This window comes from Brucella pituitosa (genome assembly GCF_965577835.1).
Lineage (GTDB): Bacteria > Pseudomonadota > Alphaproteobacteria > Rhizobiales > Rhizobiaceae > Brucella > Brucella pituitosa.
Genome location: NZ_OZ264092.1, coordinates 1,370,679 through 1,389,565, shown reverse-complemented (window position 1 = coordinate 1,389,565; position 18,887 = coordinate 1,370,679). Strand labels below are relative to the sequence as shown.

Sequence of the window (18,887 nt, the reverse complement as noted above, 5' to 3'; positions counted from 1 at the left end):
GGAGAAGCCCGGCCGAAAGGTCGGGTTTTTCTTTTGTCTAATGGACAAAAAGCGGTGTATCACTTCGCATCATGGAAGAAAGCCGCAACATCATCCGCATCACCAACCGCCTGACCATCCACGAGGATGATCTGGAGGAGAGCTTTATTCGCTCATCCGGTCCCGGCGGTCAGAACGTCAACAAGGTTTCCACCGCTGTCCAGCTGCGTTTTCACGCCAGCCAATCCGGCCTGCCGGAAGATGTGCTTTCCCGTCTTTTCAAGCTTGCCGGTCAGAAGGGCACCAAGGATGGGGACATTCTGATCGAGGCCAATCGCTTCCGCACACAGGAACGCAACCGCGAAGATGCACGTGAGCGGATGATTGCGCTGATCGCCAAGGCGGCTGAACCACCGCCACCGCCGCGCAGGAAAACCAAGCCGACAAAAGGCTCGATCGAACGCCGCCTTAAGGCCAAGTCCGGGCGATCGGATATCAAGAAGGGCCGCGGCAAGGTTTCTTACGATTAAAATCTCCAGACTGTGGGAACAGACGACATGACAATCAATTATCACGAACTTGAAACCAGCCATGGCCGCATTGCGGTGCGTGAAAGTTCAGGCGAGGGCGCACCCCTCCTGATGATCCATGGCAATTCAAGTTCGGGTGCCATTTTTGCGCCGCAGCTCGAAGAAGAAATCGGCAAGAAGTGGCGTGTGATCGCGCCTGATCTTCCGGGCCATGGCAAATCATCCGATGCCATCGACCCCGACCGCAGCTATTCGATGGAAGGCTATGCGGACGCGATGACGGAAGTCATGCAAAAGCTCGGGATTGCCGATGCTGTCGTTTTCGGCTGGTCGCTCGGCGGACATATCGGCATCGAGATGATTGCCCGTTATCCTGAAATGCGGGGCCTGATGATCAGTGGGACGCCGCCTGTCGCGCGCGAAGAAGTAGGGCAGGGGTTCAAGAGCGGTCCTGATATGGCACTCGCCGGACAGCAAATCTTTTCGGAACGCGATGTGGAATCCTACGCTCGCAGCACCTGCGGCGAACCATTCGAGGCATCGCTTCTCGATATCGTTGCACGCACCGACGGACGCGCACGCCGCATCATGTTTGAAAAATTTGGCTCTGGCACCGGCGGCAACCAGCGCGACATCGTAGCGGAAGCACAACTCCCTATCGCGGTCGTCAATGGCCGTGACGAGCCTTTTGTTGAACTCGATTTCGTGTCGAAAGTGAAATTCGGCAATCTGTGGGAAGGTAAAACCCACGTTATCGACAATGCAGGTCATGCGCCATTCCGTGAAGCACCCGCAGAATTTGACGCCTATCTCGCGCGCTTTATCCGCGATTGCACACAATAAACACTCTGTTGCAAACGGCATCAAATGATGCCGTTTGACGACTTCCCACATCTGCCCCGCGCCCTAGGTTATCCTTCAGGATTGTGAAAGGTAGAAATCATGGGCATGACTGTTGCGGATCTTCTGGCTCAAACCTTGGCAGAAGCGGGTGTTAAGCGTATCTGGGGCGTTACGGGCGACAGCCTCAACGGACTGAATGACAGCCTTAGACGACTTGGCAAAATCGACTGGATTCATGTCCGTCACGAGGAAACCGCAGCCTTTGCCGCGGGTGCAGAAGCAGCCATCACCGGCGAACTGGCCGTTTGTGCGGGAAGCTGTGGTCCCGGCAATCTCCACCTCATCAATGGGCTTTTTGATTGCCATCGCAATCACGAGCCGGTGCTGGCCATTGCAGCACACATTCCCTCATCGGAAATTGGCCTTGATTATTTTCAGGAAACCCATCCGCAGGAACTCTTCCGCGAATGCAGCCATTTTGTCGAGCTGGTTTCCAATCCTGCGCAGATGCCCGAAGTGCTGAACCGTGCCATGCGTGCGGCCATCGGCAAACGCGGTGTGGCGGTGATTGTCATTCCGGGTGATGTCGCGCTCAAGCAGGCACCTGAAGGTTCAAAGCAAAACTGGACACCGGTCTCGCTTCCGCGTGTGATCCCTGCCGATCAAGACGTTGCGAAACTCGCAGACATTCTCAATGGGTCTGAGAAGATCACCATTCTGGCAGGCAGTGGCTGTGCCGGTGCGCATGATGCAGTGGTCTCACTGGCTGAACGGCTTGAAGCACCAGTTGTTCATGCGCTGCGCGGCAAGGAACATGTCGAATGGGACAACCCCTTCGATGTGGGCATGACCGGCCTGATCGGCTTTTCGTCCGGCTATCACGCCATGCTCAACTGCGACACGCTGCTGATGCTCGGCACCAGTTTCCCTTATCGCAACTTCTATCCAGACAAGGCCAAAATCGTTCAGATCGACAATGATCCTTCGCAGCTTGGTCGCCGCGCACCGCTGACTTTTGGCGCAACGGGTGACGTGTCTGAAACGATTACAGCCCTGCTGCCGAAGCTTAAATCAGGCCGCAACACGAAATTTCTCGATGCCGCCAAGACCCATTACACCAAGGCGCGTGAAGCGCTGGACGATCTGGCGCAACCGTCAAAGCCCGGTCAGCCGATCCATCCGCAATATCTCACACGTCTTATCGACGAGATTGCCGATGACAATGCAATCTTTACCGCTGATGTCGGCACGCCGACCGTCTGGGCTGCACGCTATCTCACCATGAATGGCAAGCGCCGCCTGCTCGGGTCGTTCAATCATGGCTCGATGGCCAACGCCATGCTTCAGGCACTTGGTGCAAAGGCTACAGCGCCTGATCGACAGGTCGTCTCGCTTTCAGGTGACGGTGGTTTCACCATGATGATGGGCGATTTCTTATCGCTCAAGCAGCTTAATCTGCCAGCCAAGATCATTGTCTATAACAATGGTTCACTGGGTTTCGTCGCCATGGAAATGAAGGCCGGCGGCTATCTGACCTCCGGGACCGATCTCGACAATCCGAACTTTGCAGCCATGGCGGAAGCCATCGGCATCAAAGGTTTTCGCGTAGAGGAATCCGCTGATTTGCCGAATGCTTTGAAGCAAGCCTTTGCCCATGACGGTCCGGTTCTGGTTGATGTGGTGACAGCCAAGCAGGAGCTTGTGATGCCGCCAAAGATCAAGGCGGAGCAAGCCAAGGGCTTCAGCCTTTATATGCTCAAAGCCATCATCAGCGGACGTGGCGATGAAATCGTTGAACTCGCCCGTACCAATCTTGGACGGTAGGACAGGGCTTTTCCAACGGCTTTGCTAATTAAGTGTCCGTACCTATTGAGCAATTTCCGGAAATTCCTGCCTTGACCAATTTGAAAGGGGCTGTAGTTTGTTCCCCATTGATTGGCCACAAGAAGCGCTGGCTCATCTCTGGTTCTGATATTTGATTGCATGCAGCAATAAGTTAGCAACAACAGGGAGACTTGCCCGATGGGAATTTTCGATTTCGTGAAGTCGGTCGGAACCAAGCTTGGTTTCGGTGAAAATGAGCCCAAAGCTGATGATCTCAAGAAAGAACTCGACTCGCATAATCTCGGCACCGATGGTGTGCAGGTTAGCGTTCAGGGCGACAAGGCTGTTCTGACCGGTAACGTGAAGGATCAGTCAGCTTTTGAAAAAGCGATCATCGCAGTCGGTAATTCGCTCGGCGTTTCCAAGGTGGAAGCCTCGGAACTGAAAGTCGATGGTGCCGGAACGACGGGTGCTGAGCCTGTCTTCTATACGGTCAAGAAGGGCGACAATCTCTGGAAAATCGCCGAAGCCCAGTATGGCAAAGGCAAGGGCGCAAAGAACGACATCATCTTTGAAGCCAACAAACCAATGCTGACGCATCCGGACAAAATCTATCCGGGTCAGGTGCTGCGCATTCCGCCGCTGTAAGGCTAAAGACACAAAGAAAAGGCCGGTGTAAAACCGGCCTTTTTCATTTCATATCTTCCTGAGCGCCACTTCTTCGATCAGATGATCGCTGCCTTTGCGCAGGATGATATCGGCGCGGGGGCGGGTTGGAAGAATGTTCTCACGCAGGTTCTTCATGTTGATATTATTCCAAAGGCCTTCGCCAATGGAACGGGCAGCATCTTCTGAAAGCTGCGAATAGCGATGGAAGAACGACTGCGGATTAACGAAAGCCGTCTCACGCAGCCGCATGAAGCGGTCGATATACCATTTGTGGATCAGCTCCGGCTCCGCATCGATATAGATAGAGAAGTCGAAGAAGTCGGACACGAAGGGCACCATCTTGCCGTCTTCCGGCAGATCACGCACCTGCAGCACATTGATGCCTTCAAAGATCAGAATGTCGGGCTTATCGACAATCTGATATTCGCCGGGCAGCACGTCGTAGCTTAAATGCGAATAAAGCGGTGCCTGCACCTGGCTCATGCCTGCCTTGATCGCCGACAAAAAGCGCAAGACCGCACCAACATCATAGCTTTCAGGAAAGCCCTTGCGCTCCATCATATTCTGATCGCGCAGAACCGCATTGGGATAGAGGAAACCATCCGTCGTCACCAGATCGACCTTCGGGCTTGAAGGCCAGCGGGCAAGCAATTCTTTCAGAATACGCGCAGTCGTGGATTTGCCTACCGCCACCGAACCTGCAACACCGATGATGAAGGGCGTCTTGAAGCTTTCCTCCATATTGAGGAACTGCTGGCGCTGGCGGAACAGAAGCTGGCTGGCTTCCACATGCGCATAGAGCAGGCGGGACAGCGACAGATAAATGCGCCGCACCTCATCCAGATCAATCGGATCGCCCAGCGAGCGCAGCCGTTTGACTTCTTCGTAAGTCAGGGTAAGGGGCGTATCAGCACGAAAGCCTGCCCACTCTTCCGCCGAAAAGAAACGGTAAGGCGAGTAACGCGACGGCGTTAGCTGGTCCACTTTTTCCCACATATTGTCGCTGCTCTCCCTCAACGCCAATTCACGTATATCCTGTTTGATCTGCATTCAGAGCATTTCCATTTTAAAGCAGAGAAAATGCTCTGATCACTTATTCTCACGCATATCTTTATCCAAAAACCGGTTCCCACTTTTTGGAGACATGCTTTACGCTTTCGGACGACCGGCCTTTTCCTCAAGGCCAGTCTGCGCCGTGCGGCGTTGCAACTCTGCAAGAACTTCATCAAGCGGCACATCAGCAATCTTGAGAACCACCAGCAGATGATAAAGCAGATCAGCGCTTTCCGTGACCACTTCCGCGCGATCACCGCTAACTGCGGCAATCACCGTTTCGACGGCTTCTTCACCAAGCTTTTTGGCGGCCCGCGTCTGGCCCTTGGCAAAGAGACTAGCTGTATAGGACGATCCATCCGTCGAAGTTGCACGTTCCGCAACGATGCGTTCAAGGTCGGAAAGTGTGAACTCAGTCATCGGATTTCCTTAAATCTTGCTCTTTAACGGACCGGATCAAGCCGCATCGGAATGCCAGCTTCGGCCATATAGCGCTTGGCTTCACCAATCGTATAGGTGCCGAAGTGGAAGATGGATGCTGCGAGAACTGCCGTTGCATGACCTTCGCGGATACCGTCGACCATGTGATCGAGATTGCCAACGCCACCCGATGCGATCACCGGAACGCGCACGCTGTCAGCGACGGCGCGCGTCAGGGCCACATCATAACCGGCCTTGGTGCCATCACGATCCATCGAGGTCAGCAGGATTTCACCCGCACCAAGGCTCACCACCTTCTGCGCAAATTCCACCGCATCAATGCCGGTTGTCTGGCGGCCGCCATGGGTAAAGATTTCCCAGCGGTCGCTCTCGCCTGCGCCCGAAACCTTCTTGGCGTCGATGGCCACAACGATGCATTGATCGCCAAACTTGTCGGCGGCTTCCGCAACAAATTCCGGGTTCTTCACCGCAGCTGTATTGATCGAAACCTTGTCGGCCCCGGCCAGAAGCAGCTTGCGAATGTCAGCGACCTGACGCACGCCACCGCCGACAGTCAGCGGCATGAAACACTGTTCCGCTGTACGGGCGATGACATCGAAAATTGTCTCGCGATTGTCCGAAGACGCCGTGATGTCGAGGAAGCACAATTCGTCTGCGCCTGCCGCATCATAGGCACGCGCTGCTTCCACCGGATCACCGGCATCAATCAGATCGACAAAGTTCACGCCTTTAACGACGCGGCCGTCTTTCACATCGAGGCAGGGAATTACGCGTGCTTTCAAGGTCATGCTGCGGCCCTCAATAGGGATAAAGCTTCTGCGGGATTGATGCGACCGTCATAAAGCGCACGACCGGAAATCGCACCTTCGAGCTTTCGGGCATCAGGTGCAGCAAGACGCTTAATGTCATCCATCGAAGCAAGACCACCCGATGCGATCACCGGAATGGAAACGCTGTCCGCGAGACCAAGTGTGGAATCCCAGTTGATACCAGCCAAAACGCCATCGCGATCAATGTCGGTGTAGATGATGGCGGCAACGCCGGCACCTTCAAACTTTTTCGCGAGTTCCACCACGCCAAGCTCGGAAGCCTCAGCCCAGCCTTCAACAGCGACATAGCCGCCCTTGGCATCAATGCCGACTGCAACCCGTCCCGGAAATTCCTTACAGGCTTCAATCACCAGCGCCGGATCGCGCACGGCAACAGTGCCGAGAATGACGCGGCGCAGACCTTTGGAAAGCCAGCTTTCGATATGGGCAAGCGTGCGGATACCGCCGCCAAGCTGAACCGGATTTTTGGTCGCTTTCAGAATGGCTTCAACAGCCTTGCCGTTGACGCTTTCGCCAGCAAAGGCACCGTTGAGATCGACCACATGCAGCCATTCAAAGCCCTGATCCTCAAAAGCTTTGGCCTGTGCTGCGGGGTCTTCATTGTAAACAGTCGCCTGATCCATGTCGCCAAGCTTCAGGCGCACGCATTGACCGTCTTTCAAATCGATGGCGGGAAAAAGAATCATATCTTCAAGGCTTCCATTTCAGGAAATTAGCAATGAGCGAAAGGCCAAGCAGCTGGCTCTTTTCAGGATGGAACTGTGTGCCGATCATGTTGTCGCGACCGACCGTTGCGGTGACATCGCCGCCGTAATCGGTGACGGCCAGAACGTCCGCTTTGTTCTTCGCGTCGAACATATAGGAATGCACGAAATAGGCATGCAAGCCGTTCTCGCCGGTCGCGATTCCGTCAAACACGGGATGCGAATGTTTCACGTGAATCCTGTTCCAGCCGATCTGCGGAATTTTGAGCGTCGGGTCGGATGGCGTCATTTCTCGCACATCACCTGCGATCCAGCCGAGACCTTCGGTCACTTGCTTTTCAAGGCCGCGTTCCGACATGAGCTGCATTCCCACGCAGATGCCAAGAAACGGATGTGCCTTTTTCAGAACCACATCTTCCAGCGCTTCCACCATGCCCGGCACGGCATGAAGACCGCGACGGCAATCGGCATAAGCGCCAACACCTGGCAACACGATGCGATCAGCGCTTGCCACGCGGTCGGCATCCGCTGTGAGTTCGATTTCCGCTTTCACACCGCTCTCATGGGCGGCACGCTCAAAGGCCTTGGTGGCCGAGCGAAGATTGCCGGAACCATAGTCGATAATTGCAACACGCATTTTCAGTTTTCTCCGCGATGACCGACAAATCCGATCGTCGAGCCAAATGAGGAATAGTTGGGACGAGGGGCCTGTTGCGCCCATTCGGGTGCTGGCGCTTCAACAGGAGCTGTCACTTCTTCGAGGCTGTAGAAATAACGGATCTCCGCTTCTTCCAGATCGGAAGCATCAACAACCGCTTTTTCGACATAGCCCTGACGTTTGAGTTTCGCGATCTTCCAGTTGGCGCCTTCCAGCGCCACAAACAGCGAAAACAGCAACGTGATCAGGGGGACTGCATTGGAGATGCCCGATGCGCTGCCAGCCACACCCAGCAGGATCGTCACGCCAAGAGCGGCAATCGCTTCAAACCACAGCCGCTGCGACAACAGCCAGACAACCGGCAGGATCAGCGCCAATGTGTAGAATCCGTCGCGCACGAAAACCGCTTTTTCGGAACTCTGAGTTCCGGCTGGTTCGAGAACGACGAATTGCGCCATTGGTTTATCCCTTCAGCGACCCCTTGGTCGATGGAATTGCATCCTTCTGGCGCGGATCGGTTTCGAGCGCTGTGCGCAGAACCCGGGCCACGGCCTTGAAGATCGACTCTGCAATATGGTGATTGTTGGCACCATAGTGATTGTTGATATGCAGCGTAATGCCTGCATTCATCGCAAATGCCTGGAAGAACTCGCGCACCAGTTCGGTGTCGAAGGTGCCGATCTTGGCGGTGGTGAAATTCACGTTCCAGACCAGAAAGGCACGCCCCGAAACATCAATCGCCGCACCCGTCAGCGTGTCGTCCATGGCCAGATCCATCGACGCATAGCGCACGATGCCGCGACGCTCACCAAGCGCTTTTGCAACAGCCTGACCGAGCGCAATGCCGGTATCTTCGACGGTGTGGTGATCATCGATATGCAGGTCACCCTTGGCCATCACGCGCATGTCGATGAGCGAATGTCGGGAAAGCTGCTCCAGCATATGATCGAAGAAGCCGACACCTGTTGTAATGTCGAACTTGCCGTTGCCGTCCAGATCGACCGAAACGGCAATGCTCGTTTCTTTCGTTGAACGTTCGATGCTTGCTTTGCGGGCGCTTTCAGCCGTCATTGCATTTCCTCAGTTGAAATCTTTTCGCGTTCTAGAACAGCTGGCCGCTTTTGCCAATGCTTTTAGAACTGCTCCCAATAATCTGACTTTTTGTTTGCGCGCATTTTACCCAAAAACCGTTTCACACTTTTTGGAATGCGCTGTCAGCCATTTGCATTTTGCCAGACGGTTCTTAAATATTCACAACGAAACCCGATTCAGTTAGCTCTAGAGCCGACAAACCGAGCTTCGCCCACATCAGGGGCTTATGCGTTTGCCGGATGGAAGCGTATAGGCCGCCAAAGGAGTGATCCATGATCGAACATAATCCCACGACAATTTACGGCACGACCATCGTTACCGTTCGCAAGGGCGGCAAGGTGGTGATCGCCGGTGACGGGCAGGTCTCGCTCGGCAACACCGTCATGAAGGGCAATGCGCGCAAAGTGCGCCGCATCGGCAAAGGCAATGTCATTGCCGGTTTCGCCGGTGCCACGGCTGACGCCTTCACGCTGCTCGAGCGCCTTGAAGCCAAGCTTGAACAATATCCGGACCAGCTGATGCGCGCCTCCGTCGAGCTCGCCAAGGACTGGCGCACCGACCGCTACTTGCGCAAGCTCGAAGCCATGATGCTCGTTGCCGACAGCAAGGTGACGCTGGCGCTGACCGGAACAGGCGACGTGCTTGAACCCGAACATGGCGTCATGGCCATTGGATCGGGCGGCAATTACGCGCTGGCCGCAGCCCGCGCGCTGATTGATACCGATAAGGATGCCGAGGAAATTGCCCGCAAGGCGATGGAGATTGCAGCCGATATCTGCATCTACACCAATCACAGCATTCTTGTTGAAAGCCTCGACGCCGAATGAGCTCAATAGCGCAAGCCTCAACTTCCAAAACACAACGTTGGGGCTTAGGTGCTCTGATCGTCCTTGCCATTCTCGCTATACAAGCCTCCTGGCTTTATATCGACGGGCGGATTCCCATGTGCGAATGCGGCACCATAAAATTATGGTCCGGTTCGCTGATGACCGAAAACTCGCAGCATATATCCGACTGGTATACGCTCTCGCACATCATTCATGGATTTCTGTTCTACTGGCTTCTGACAGTCATCGCGCCAAAGGCTCCGCTGGGCTTGAGACTTGCCATGGCAGTCGGCGTTGAAGCCGTCTGGGAACTGGTCGAAAACTCGAATTTCATCATCGAGCGCTATCGCGCCAATACGTCCTCAGTGGACTATTTCGGCGACAGCATCGTGAATTCGGTTGCCGATACCATTGCCGCCCTGATCGGCTTTTTGCTTGCTGCAAAACTGCCAACAAAAATCACCGTCGCTTTAGCGCTGTTCTTCGAAGTTCTTGCGCTGATTATCATCCGCGACAACCTTACGCTCAACGTGATCATGCTGCTGCATCCGTTCGAGTTCATCAAGCAGTGGCAAACCGGGTTATAATCATGAGTAATTTTTCTCCCCGTGAAATCGTCTCCGAGCTTGACCGCTTCATCATCGGCCAGAACGACGCCAAGCGCGCCGTGGCTATTGCTCTGCGCAATCGCTGGCGTCGTCAGCAGCTGGAAGGCCAGATGCGCGAAGAGGTCATGCCAAAAAACATTCTGATGATCGGACCGACCGGCGTTGGCAAGACGGAAATCTCCCGTCGTCTGGCCAAGCTTGCCGGCGCCCCTTTCATCAAGGTTGAGGCCACCAAGTTTACCGAAGTGGGCTATGTTGGCCGCGATGTTGAACAGATCATCCGTGATCTGGTGGAAGCGGCCATCGGTCTCGTGCGTGAAAAGAAGCGCGACGAGGTGAAGGCCAAGGCACATATCAATGCCGAGGAACGCGTGCTTGACGGCCTTGTCGGCAAGACAGCCAGCCCCGCCACCCGCGAAAGCTTCCGCAAGAAACTGCGTGAAGGCGAGCTGGACGACAAGGAAATCGAGATCGAGGTTACCGATATGGGGGCTGGTCAGAATTTCGAAATCCCCGGCATGCCCGGTGCCAATATCGGCATGATCAATATCGGCGATATTTTCGGCAAGGCCATGGGCGGGCGCACCAAGACGCGCAAGACCACGGTCAAGGAATCCTATGCGATCCTGATCAATGACGAATCCGACAAGCTTCTCGATCAGGATCAGCTCATTCAGGAAGCCCTGCGTTCGACCGAAAATGACGGTATCGTTTTCCTGGACGAAATCGACAAGATCGCTTCGCGCGAAGGCGGGATGGGAGCAGGCGTATCACGCGAAGGCGTACAGCGCGATCTGCTGCCGCTCGTTGAAGGCACGACCGTTGCGACCAAATATGGCCCGGTGAAAACCGATCATATCCTGTTCATCGCATCAGGTGCTTTCCACGTTTCCAAGCCTTCCGACCTTCTGCCGGAGCTTCAGGGCCGCTTGCCGATCCGTGTGGAATTGAACGCGCTGACACGTGAAGATTTCCGCCGGATTCTCACTGAAACCGAAGTGAGCCTGATCAAGCAATATATTGCCCTGATGGCGACGGAAGAAGTGAAGCTCGATATCACCGATGACGCGATTGATGCTTTGGCCGATATCGCCGTCGATCTCAACTCAACGGTTGAGAATATCGGTGCGCGTCGCTTGCAGACGGTGATGGAACGGGTTCTGGACGACATTTCCTATAATGCGCCCGATAAATCCGGCTCTGCATTCAAGGTGGATGGCGATTATGTCCGCAAAACCATTGGCGATCTTGCCAAGAATACGGACCTGTCGCGCTTTATCCTTTAAGCGATGAACGTGACCAGAAAGTCACGCTTCGGTCCCATAATCCAGAAACACAAAAATCCCCTCGACTTCATCGAGGGGGTTTTTTATTTTGCGCCAGCTTTTACATGCTACTGCATAGTTTGAACTGATAAAGCGACCTTTGTGCGCCCACTGGGGCGCACGGCGCTCTATAACCATATTGGGGCCGTTACCGCGCAATGACCAGCCGAATGAACCGTATTGCAGGCATCTGCCTTGCCATCGCTTTCTCCTGCCAGAGCGCCTTTGCAGCCGTTAGCGTGCCGCCGGGAAACCGCAATGACGAACAACCGCCCATTCCTGGTGCTTCAGCCAAGCGCACAAAAGAGCTGAGCACGACTTACGAAGCCAAGTATCGCAAGATTTATAATCTTCTGAAAAAAGATGCTTCGCTGCGCTCGAAAATCAAATCGACCGCTTCGGCTTACGGCATTGATCCGATCCATATTGTCGGCGCAATCGTTGGCGAACACACCTATAATGTCGATGTCTATGACAGGCTCCAGACCTATTACGTCAAGGCCATGTCCTATGTGAACCAGGGCGTGAGTTTTGGTTACGATGGCGAAAGCATCGGTCAGTTCGTGAAGCGCCCGGAGTTTTCGGAGTGCCTCAAGTTCAAGGACAGCTATTCGCTGTGGGGTTGCCGTGAGACGATCTGGAACAAGCAGTTCCGCGGAAAATCCGTGAGCGGCAAGACCTATCCGAACAATCGTTTCAGCGCCGTCTTCTTCCAGCCATTCTATGCAGGGCAGACATTCGGCCTTGGTCAGATCAATCCGCTGACCGCATTGCAGATGTCGGACATGGTCAATCGTGTATCCGGCCTGCCGAAGCTCAACGCCGAGAACGGAAATGTGGTTTACAAAACCATCATGGACCCCGATCTCACGCTGCCATATATCGCGGCAACGCTGAAGCAATCGATCACAGCCTATCGCCAGATTGCCGATTTCGACATTTCGAAAAACCCCGGCCTGACCGCAACCCTTTATAATACTGGCGGTGCGGAAGCCCGCGCCCGTGCGCTTGCCAATGAAAATGCCCAGCGCAAGGCATCCGGGCAGGCACCATTGATGCCGCAGGAAAACTATTATGGCTGGCTGGTCAACACCAAGCTCGATGAGTTGAAAGCGCTGTTTTAGAGCGAGAGGCTTCAGGTAAACATCGTTAAGTCGCAATCCCGGAAGCGGGTCTGCTCGGCCTGTTTATCAGACCAAGCAACCGCTTCTTTATTTTCGGATTAAGCTGCCGTTCGATCACCACATGATAGAGAATGGAAAACACGATCAGCCCGATTACTGTCAGGGTAATGGCGCTGAGCGGTGACATTGTGCCCAGAAGACCAGTTATTGCTATATAGCCAACATTCTGATGAATGAGGTAAAGCGCGTAAGTGGCGCCTCCCGAAATGCTCAAGGCACGCCAGTAGCGTTCACTGATGTTCATTCTCATCAACATCAAGAATGCAATGATCGATAGCAGAATAATTATTGTAATCACCACCGGCGAAAATGTGACGGAATAAGCCTGTTCACCCCATGCTATCGCAGCAAGTGACGTGTATATCGAATAGGCAGTGGCCACTCCGAAAAGTGCAATCGCATAAAAAGAAAATTGTCGGCTCAACCGGTTGAGCACAATCCCCATTGCAAAGAAGCCACTATGTTCGGTGATAAACAGATTCTGTAAATGCTCCGAGCCAACATAAAACTCATTCAAAAATGAGAGCGCCAGCCAGAATGGAACGATCCTGAGCAGGTTTCGGAATTGGCCGAGTGCAATAATAATAAAAATCCAGCCATAGAAAATGACTTCAAGCACGATCGACCAATATGCTCCATCGACAAGCGGTTCGCCCAACAATTTGGAAAAGATGAACAGATTGGCCACATATTGCTTGGCGCTGACCTGAAATAGTGGATTGGACGAGAGCAATATGACGACCGCTGTCGTGCTCATGAGAATCACGAAAGTTGGGTATATTCGCGCAAATCTCGACACTACAAAATCGAACGGTTTCTGCCCTTCAGCGGAGTATGCAATCACGAAGCCGCTGATGATGAAGAACAGGCTGACGCCGAGATAGCCGTAACTGGCAATACTCTTCACGAAGTCCGAAATGTCGAGCGCAGGCAATTCCCCTGCAGCTTCACCCCGAAATGCGAAGTGGTAGAACACAACCGCCAGGGCTGAAATGATACGGAGAATATCGAGACCATAAATGTGTCTGGATTGTCCTGGATGCGTCATTGGAGCCGTGAGCCCCGCGATAAACGAGCAACAGCCTTCACCACAATCATCAAGAGAACCCCCATTCCCCAGCAACTTTCGCTGGCAGTGGGGTATAAAGTGTGCGGGTATAATTTCTCTTAATGTTGCTCTTAACGTTGCAGGGGCTTAAAGCCCCGGCGGCGCTTGCGTGCCGCCTCAATTTCTTCCGTCAGATGCTTGATCGTCTCGCGATCAATGATGCGGATGTTGCGGGCAAGCAGATTGGCCAGTTCTGTCGCCTGTGGAGAAAGACCGGACGTGTCGATCACCACGCGGGGATGCGAAACCGCCGCCAGATTTTGCAGCTCCTCGGCCTCGTCCCAGATAATATTGAAATAAGTGATGATGCGTTGCAGCAGATCCCAGGTTGGCTGGCCGCGTCGCCCATGCTCAAGCGCCGAAAGATAGGCAGGCGAAACGCGTAAGGCTGCGGCCATCTCCTTTTGCGTCACATTGCGCTCTTCACGCAATTCACGCAGGCGTTTGCCAAAGGGGGTCATCGGATCAGACCTCCATTCTGCGTTTGCTTGCGCAGGCGCACGTAAAGCGCGCCATGACCGCCATGATGATGGGCCGAATCTTCATAAGCGCTCACCAGAAGCCGGAACAAGGGCGTCGAGAACCAGTGCGGCACCGCCTGTTTGAGCACGCCTTCGCTGCCAAATGAGCGGCCTTTGCCGGTAATCACCATCACATGCTTGAGCCCACGTGCATGTGCGCTCAGCAAAAAGCCATAAAGCAGCTCATAGGCATCGTTCTGCGTAAGCCCATGCAGATCGATACGCGCTTCAATATCCACGCGTCCTTTGGAAATCTTGCGATGGGTTGGCCGATCAAAGCTATGGATCGGCATTTCCTTGAGAGAAGTAAGCTTCTTTTTTGGCGTCGCTGGCTCGCTGGAAGGCGAGGGCGCTTTTTGCGAAGGCTTTTTATCAGCCTCCTGCGCCATCACCGCTTTGAAATCCGGAAACTCTTCCTCTACAGCGGGCTTTTTGCCAGCCAGCGGCTTGGCCGTTTTGGCCACCGTTTCCCAGAGAATACGGTCTTCTGGCCGAAGATAGTCTTTCGCAGATTTTTGGCTCTTATCGGTCATGGATCAGTTCCCGACCAGAGCGCGCGGGACGAGCGCATAAAAATCGGCTTTACTCTTGATCCCGCCAGCGATCTCACCGGCTGCATCACCCGATCCTGCAAAGAGATCACCGCGGGCAGGTCCGACAATCGCCGTACCGGTATCCTGCGCAATCATGAGGCGCGAAAATGGGGCATTATCGAACGCTGTAACGCTAGGTGCATCGACATAAAATGGCGTCCCGAATGTATGCAGCAGCCTGTCCACAGCGATGGAACGACCACCCGTCAGCGGAACCTTGGCGGCTGCAATCTGCCCGACATTCGGATCATCAACCGGTGCTTCGCGGAAGAAAATATAGGAACGGTTCTGCCAGATGAGGTCATCGGCCTTTTCCGGGTGATCTCTCAACCATTGGCGGATCGTTTGCATAGAGATTTCATCAGCCGAAATCTCGCCTTCCACCACCAGAACACGCCCAATGCCTGTAAAAGGCTGGCCGGTTTTGGCGGCATAAGTGATGCGCATAAAACTGCCGTCGGTGAGCTTTAACCGCGCAGCCCCCTGCACATGGGCGAAAAATGCATCGACCCGATCAGCGACATAAGCAAGCTCCAGCCCGCGCCCGTTCAGGCTGCCCTGCTCAATTAACCGGCGATCATCATATTCTTCGATACCGTCCGCTGTTTTGCGCGCAAAAGCATAAGAAACATCCATGCCCGCAGGACGGTTTTCATCGGTGATCTTCACAAGATCATCGGGCTTTTTCAGAAAAGGCACGGTGAAATGCGAATCCGGCGTTCGTGACGCCTCAATCTCCGGCTCATAAAAAGCCGTCACAAAACCTTCGGCATTGATGCGGCATGGGATAAAATGCTCTTCGAAAAAAGCCCGCGCCTGAGCCGTATCGGGATTGTCGAGAGAGCGGGCGGCAGCGAAAGCCGGTTGCAGCATCTCAAAGGTGATACCGAGACTGCCGCTGTTATAGCGATTATGTTCCGCATAATCGGCTGAACGACGAAAGGCCGAAAAGGCCAGTGCCTGATCGTCCTGATCCCAGCCCGGGCAATCGGAATAGCCCAGCGGGTGAAAAAATTTCGCCAATTGGTTCACAGCCGGACCCGTAACAATGCGATATTGAAAGGGCCGCCAATTTCGCGGCCCTGTTATAAAAGATCTCTTTAGTCTTCCGCTTCGGTCGCGACAAGCTTCCAGTTCGGATCGCGCGAGCGCGTATCGCGCGCAAAGGTCCAGAGATCGCGGATCTCGACAACGTTCTCCTGATCGCCTTCGACCAGATTACCGTCCTTGTCGAGTGTGGAAGAAATCATCTGGCTCACAATATTGAGTGTAACATGTGCTTCCGAGCCCTTCATTTCGGCATTGGCGATTTCCGCCTTATCAATGCCGACAAAGGTCGAACGCGTGCTTTCACCGCGTGCCTCGCGTTCATCGATTGCCGAAACGAAGCCTTCATAGACGTCCTTGGACAGCAGGTTTTTCAGAACCTTGCGGTCGCCGTCGGCAAAGGACATGACGATCATTTCATAAGCGATCTTCACGCCATCAACGAAACTTACGGGATCAAAAGCAGGGTCGGCTGCCTGAATGGCGCGGAGCCCATCATTGACCGGTGTACCAGCGGGCGCGACCTTGTCGATCGCGGTGAAATCTTTTTCGCCGGGTCGCTGCGGCAGGGAAACGACATTGTCTGTTTCGCCGCTGGCAGTCTGTGCATCGGTATTGCGTGCAGAAGTATAGGGATCAAATGGCGGTTTTTCATTTCCCGTACGGCGGCCAAGAACATTCCTCAGCTGAAGAAAGATTACCACCGCTGCGATGAAGAAGAATATCGTGCCAAAATCAAAAAATTCCATACCGCCTGCCACCAATGGACGTTTCGGGATTACAAATCCGTCTCACGTCGTCAATTTCGTTACATATACATATAGATCGGCTTCATTGATCATTCAAATCCCGATCACGCATACCTATCTGATATTGTATGATAGAGAGTTTCAATTTTGTAAGAATGCGAAGCATTTTTGCATGTATGAAATGAATAGAACAAGCGAATGAAGTTTGCTTCATTACAAACGCAAATCAACATAAGGTCGTAACAGACGTGTCCTCTTCCCTTGCACCCCTTGCCATACTGGCAATGCCATTCGTCGAGATTGCAGGTTTTGTGATCGTCGGCAGCGAAATCGGTGTGTTTGCAACGCTTGGTCTCATCATCCTCAGCGCCATGCTCGGCTTTTTCCTGCTGCGCGTACAGGGCTTCGGGCTGTTGCAGCGTATCCGCACCGAAAGTGCTGCAGGACGTGTGCCGGACCGCGAAATGATGCATGGAGCAATGATCGTCGTCGCCGCCATCATGCTCATTGTTCCCGGTTTTGTCACAAGCGCCATCGGACTTCTGCTTTTCGTTCCATTTATTCGTGATCTCGTCTGGAACCGGTTTGTGCGCAACCGACTGGTAGTGGCGACTGCATCGACACGCTATTCGGGAGCCTATCGTCCGTATGAGCCTGAAGAAAACCCATATGGGCCTAAAGAAAACAATGTGATCGATCTGGACCCGGAAGATTATACAACAAAGCCGGACGAAAACTCACCGTGGAATCCGGACCGCAAAGATCACTAATCACGCAAATACTAACCTAAAAACGGTTTCTTGCCTCATCTACGCACACATGCTAGCCAAGCATCACTGCTTTTTGGGCAACAAGATAAATCATTAAAGAGAAGGCATACCGATAATGAGCGATAAGGCCGCTGCGGGCGAAGTAAAGAACGGCAATGGCGCAACCGCCCAGCCGTCCCTCAACATTCTGGCCCAGTACATCAAGGATCTTTCCTTTGAAAGCCCAGGCGCGCCTCTGTCGCTGCGCCCACGCGAAAAGGCTCCTTCGATCAACATCAATGTGAACGTAAACGCCAATCCTCTGTCCGAAACAGATTTCGACGTTGTTCTGACGCTTGAAGCCAAGGCTGTCGACGGTAAGGACGTTCTGTTCAACACAGAACTGACTTATGGCGGCGTATTCCGCATTCAGGGCATCGCGCAGGAGCATATGCTTCCGCTGCTGTTCATCGAATGCCCACGTCTGCTGTTCCCGTTTGCTCGTCAGATCGTTGCCGATGCAACACGCAATGGTGGCTACCCACCACTGATGATCGACCCGATCGACTTTGCGCAGATGTTCCAGAGCCGTATGGCCGAAGAAGAAGCCAGAAACGCTGTAAAGAGCTAATCTCTGCACACATCAAAAGAAAACCCCGCTTTTGCGGGGTTTTTTTATTAGAGCATTTCCAGCAAAAGTGCGAAGCGGTTTTGCGTCGGATAGTGCGAAAAAACAAAGAGATAGGGCATTTCCAATGATTCAAGAAAAACGGGAAATGCTCTAGAGATCAGTTTACGTATTTTTTCCAGATCGCCTTGTCGCCCATTTTTGCGACAAGAGCATCATGCGCGGCGCGTTCCTTTTCACTGATGCGTGAGGCCAATGGCGTCGGACGCTGGCGGAGCACAATACCGCTATTGTTATCCGAACGACCATCGCCATCCGAATTTCCTGATGAGCTTAAGCCGAGTGCGGTCTGCTTGCCGCCAATCAGTTCAATATAGACTTCGGCGAGAATTTCAGAATCGAGCAATGCGCCGTGCAATGTACGGTGCGAATTATCGATGCCATAACGCTTGCAAAGTGCATCAAGCGAATTCGGGCCCATCGGATTTCTGCGGCGCGCCAGTGCAAGCGTGTCGACAATACGATCAACGGCTATTTCCGGCTTTCCCAAACGACCCAATTCCGCATTGATGAAGCCAAGATCGAACATCGCATTATGAGCAACGAGCTTTGCGCCATCGAAAAACGCCATGAATTCATCGACAATGTCTGCAAAGCTCGGTTCAGTGAGCAATTGCTCATCGGTAATGCCGTGAACCGCAAGTGCATCGGGATGAACCTTGCGACCCTGTGGATTGATGAATTTGTGGAAGGTGCGGCCCGTGGGAAAGCGATTGATCATTTCCACACCGCCGATTTCGATGACGCGATCCTCCAGCCGTTCAAGGCCAGTGGTTTCCGTATCGAAAACGATCTCACGCATGGAAAAACCTTTCAAATGATGCTGTACTTTTAAAGTGTTAGAGCGACCTTTGTGCGCCCAACA

The 18,887-nt window shown here is 53.6% G+C and carries 23 protein-coding genes; 10 read left to right on the top strand and 13 right to left on the bottom strand.

Annotated elements, in window-relative coordinates:
• The first annotated feature begins 71 nt into the window (after positions 1–71).
• The 4 genes from arfB (at position 72) to lysM (ending at position 3,824) form a co-directional block, all read left to right on the top strand.
• Positions 72–509, top strand: a complete 438-nt coding sequence (gene arfB, locus ACSME1_RS06725; RefSeq protein WP_024898429.1) for an alternative ribosome rescue aminoacyl-tRNA hydrolase ArfB — start codon at positions 72–74, stop codon at positions 507–509.
• 27 nt (positions 510–536) lie between these two features.
• Positions 537–1,352: an alpha/beta fold hydrolase gene (locus ACSME1_RS06720; RefSeq protein ID WP_105705584.1), complete on the top strand. Its 816-nt coding sequence runs from the start codon at positions 537–539 to the stop codon at positions 1,350–1,352.
• Positions 1,353–1,451: 99 nt separating this feature from the next.
• Complete coding sequence (poxB, locus tag ACSME1_RS06715; protein ID WP_024898431.1) at positions 1,452–3,176, top strand: ubiquinone-dependent pyruvate dehydrogenase; 1,725 nt, start codon at positions 1,452–1,454, stop codon at positions 3,174–3,176.
• Between the two features lie 198 nt (positions 3,177–3,374).
• A complete protein-coding gene (gene lysM, locus ACSME1_RS06710) occupies positions 3,375–3,824 on the top strand; it encodes a peptidoglycan-binding protein LysM (protein WP_024898432.1) in 450 nt (149 codons plus the stop codon).
• Between the two features lie 48 nt (positions 3,825–3,872).
• Here lysM and coaA read toward each other — a convergent pair whose 3' ends face one another.
• The 7 genes from coaA to hisB all read right to left on the bottom strand — a co-directional run bounded on the left by coaA (position 3,873) and on the right by hisB (position 8,602).
• Positions 3,873–4,841 carry a type I pantothenate kinase gene (coaA, locus tag ACSME1_RS06705; RefSeq protein ID WP_024898433.1) on the bottom strand — a complete coding sequence of 323 codons (969 nt, stop codon included), beginning with the start codon at positions 4,839–4,841 and terminating at the stop codon, positions 3,873–3,875.
• 153 nt (positions 4,842–4,994) lie between these two features.
• Complete coding sequence (locus tag ACSME1_RS06700) at positions 4,995–5,318, bottom strand: phosphoribosyl-ATP diphosphatase (RefSeq protein ID WP_024898434.1); 324 nt, start codon at positions 5,316–5,318, stop codon at positions 4,995–4,997.
• Positions 5,319–5,341: 23 nt separating this feature from the next.
• Positions 5,342–6,127, bottom strand: a complete 786-nt coding sequence (gene hisF / locus ACSME1_RS06695) for an imidazole glycerol phosphate synthase subunit HisF (RefSeq protein WP_105705585.1) — start codon at positions 6,125–6,127, stop codon at positions 5,342–5,344.
• Positions 6,124–6,855, bottom strand: coding sequence for a 1-(5-phosphoribosyl)-5-[(5-phosphoribosylamino)methylideneamino]imidazole-4-carboxamide isomerase (gene hisA / locus ACSME1_RS06690; RefSeq protein WP_105705587.1), 732 nt, complete (start codon positions 6,853–6,855; stop codon positions 6,124–6,126). The genes hisF and hisA overlap by 4 nt, the downstream gene beginning before the upstream one ends.
• Before the next feature lie 4 nt (positions 6,856–6,859).
• Positions 6,860–7,510, bottom strand: coding sequence for an imidazole glycerol phosphate synthase subunit HisH (gene hisH, locus ACSME1_RS06685; RefSeq protein WP_024898437.1), 651 nt, complete (start codon positions 7,508–7,510; stop codon positions 6,860–6,862).
• Between the two features lie 2 nt (positions 7,511–7,512).
• Positions 7,513–7,989 (bottom strand): DUF2628 domain-containing protein, encoded by a 477-nt coding sequence (locus ACSME1_RS06680; protein ID WP_105705588.1) that lies wholly within the window; start codon positions 7,987–7,989, stop codon positions 7,513–7,515.
• Positions 7,990–7,993: 4 nt separating this feature from the next.
• Positions 7,994–8,602, bottom strand: coding sequence for an imidazoleglycerol-phosphate dehydratase HisB (hisB, locus tag ACSME1_RS06675; RefSeq protein WP_094540894.1), 609 nt, complete (start codon positions 8,600–8,602; stop codon positions 7,994–7,996).
• 293 nt (positions 8,603–8,895) lie between these two features.
• On the opposite strand from hisB, the gene hslV reads away from it, so the two are divergent.
• The 4 genes from hslV to ACSME1_RS06655 all read left to right on the top strand — a co-directional run bounded on the left by hslV (position 8,896) and on the right by ACSME1_RS06655 (position 12,507).
• A complete protein-coding gene (gene hslV, locus ACSME1_RS06670; protein WP_024898440.1) occupies positions 8,896–9,450 on the top strand; it encodes an ATP-dependent protease subunit HslV in 555 nt (184 codons plus the stop codon).
• Positions 9,447–10,037: a DUF2585 domain-containing protein gene (locus ACSME1_RS06665; RefSeq protein WP_024898441.1), complete on the top strand. Its 591-nt coding sequence runs from the start codon at positions 9,447–9,449 to the stop codon at positions 10,035–10,037. The genes hslV and ACSME1_RS06665 overlap by 4 nt, the downstream gene beginning before the upstream one ends.
• 2 nt (positions 10,038–10,039) lie before the next feature.
• Positions 10,040–11,344 carry an ATP-dependent protease ATPase subunit HslU gene (hslU, locus tag ACSME1_RS06660; protein ID WP_024898442.1) on the top strand — a complete coding sequence of 435 codons (1,305 nt, stop codon included), beginning with the start codon at positions 10,040–10,042 and terminating at the stop codon, positions 11,342–11,344.
• A 197-nt stretch (positions 11,345–11,541) separates the two neighbouring features.
• Positions 11,542–12,507 carry a DUF1402 family protein gene (locus tag ACSME1_RS06655; RefSeq protein ID WP_024898443.1) on the top strand — a complete coding sequence of 322 codons (966 nt, stop codon included), beginning with the start codon at positions 11,542–11,544 and terminating at the stop codon, positions 12,505–12,507.
• Between the two features lie 25 nt (positions 12,508–12,532).
• Here ACSME1_RS06655 and ACSME1_RS06650 read toward each other — a convergent pair whose 3' ends face one another.
• The 5 genes from ACSME1_RS06650 to ACSME1_RS06630 all read right to left on the bottom strand — a co-directional run bounded on the left by ACSME1_RS06650 (position 12,533) and on the right by ACSME1_RS06630 (position 16,585).
• Positions 12,533–13,615, bottom strand: a complete 1,083-nt coding sequence (locus tag ACSME1_RS06650; RefSeq protein WP_024898444.1) for an acyltransferase family protein — start codon at positions 13,613–13,615, stop codon at positions 12,533–12,535.
• Between the two features lie 131 nt (positions 13,616–13,746).
• Entirely contained in the window at positions 13,747–14,136 is a 390-nt protein-coding gene (locus ACSME1_RS06645; protein WP_024898445.1) for a helix-turn-helix domain-containing protein, read from the bottom strand.
• Positions 14,133–14,729 carry a Smr/MutS family protein gene (locus ACSME1_RS06640; protein ID WP_024898446.1) on the bottom strand — a complete coding sequence of 199 codons (597 nt, stop codon included), beginning with the start codon at positions 14,727–14,729 and terminating at the stop codon, positions 14,133–14,135. Before ACSME1_RS06640 ends, ACSME1_RS06645 begins: the two co-directional genes overlap by 4 nt.
• Positions 14,730–14,732: 3 nt before the next feature.
• A complete protein-coding gene (mltA, locus tag ACSME1_RS06635) occupies positions 14,733–15,821 on the bottom strand; it encodes a murein transglycosylase A (RefSeq protein ID WP_024898447.1) in 1,089 nt (362 codons plus the stop codon).
• 68 nt (positions 15,822–15,889) lie between these two features.
• Positions 15,890–16,585 carry a Tim44/TimA family putative adaptor protein gene (locus tag ACSME1_RS06630; RefSeq protein ID WP_024898448.1) on the bottom strand — a complete coding sequence of 232 codons (696 nt, stop codon included), beginning with the start codon at positions 16,583–16,585 and terminating at the stop codon, positions 15,890–15,892.
• A gap of 248 nt (positions 16,586–16,833) precedes the next feature.
• Here ACSME1_RS06630 and ACSME1_RS06625 point away from each other — a divergent pair, with 248 nt between their 5' ends.
• Together ACSME1_RS06625 and secB are read left to right on the top strand one after the other, a co-directional pair.
• Positions 16,834–17,355, top strand: coding sequence for an FxsA family protein (locus ACSME1_RS06625; protein ID WP_024898449.1), 522 nt, complete (start codon positions 16,834–16,836; stop codon positions 17,353–17,355).
• A 115-nt stretch (positions 17,356–17,470) separates the two neighbouring features.
• Positions 17,471–17,965, top strand: a complete 495-nt coding sequence (gene secB, locus ACSME1_RS06620) for a protein-export chaperone SecB (RefSeq protein ID WP_024898450.1) — start codon at positions 17,471–17,473, stop codon at positions 17,963–17,965.
• Positions 17,966–18,122: 157 nt separating this feature from the next.
• On the opposite strand, the gene dnaQ is transcribed toward secB, so the two are convergent.
• A complete protein-coding gene (gene dnaQ, locus ACSME1_RS06615; RefSeq protein WP_024898451.1) occupies positions 18,123–18,824 on the bottom strand; it encodes a DNA polymerase III subunit epsilon in 702 nt (233 codons plus the stop codon).
• Positions 18,825–18,887 lie beyond the last annotated feature (63 nt).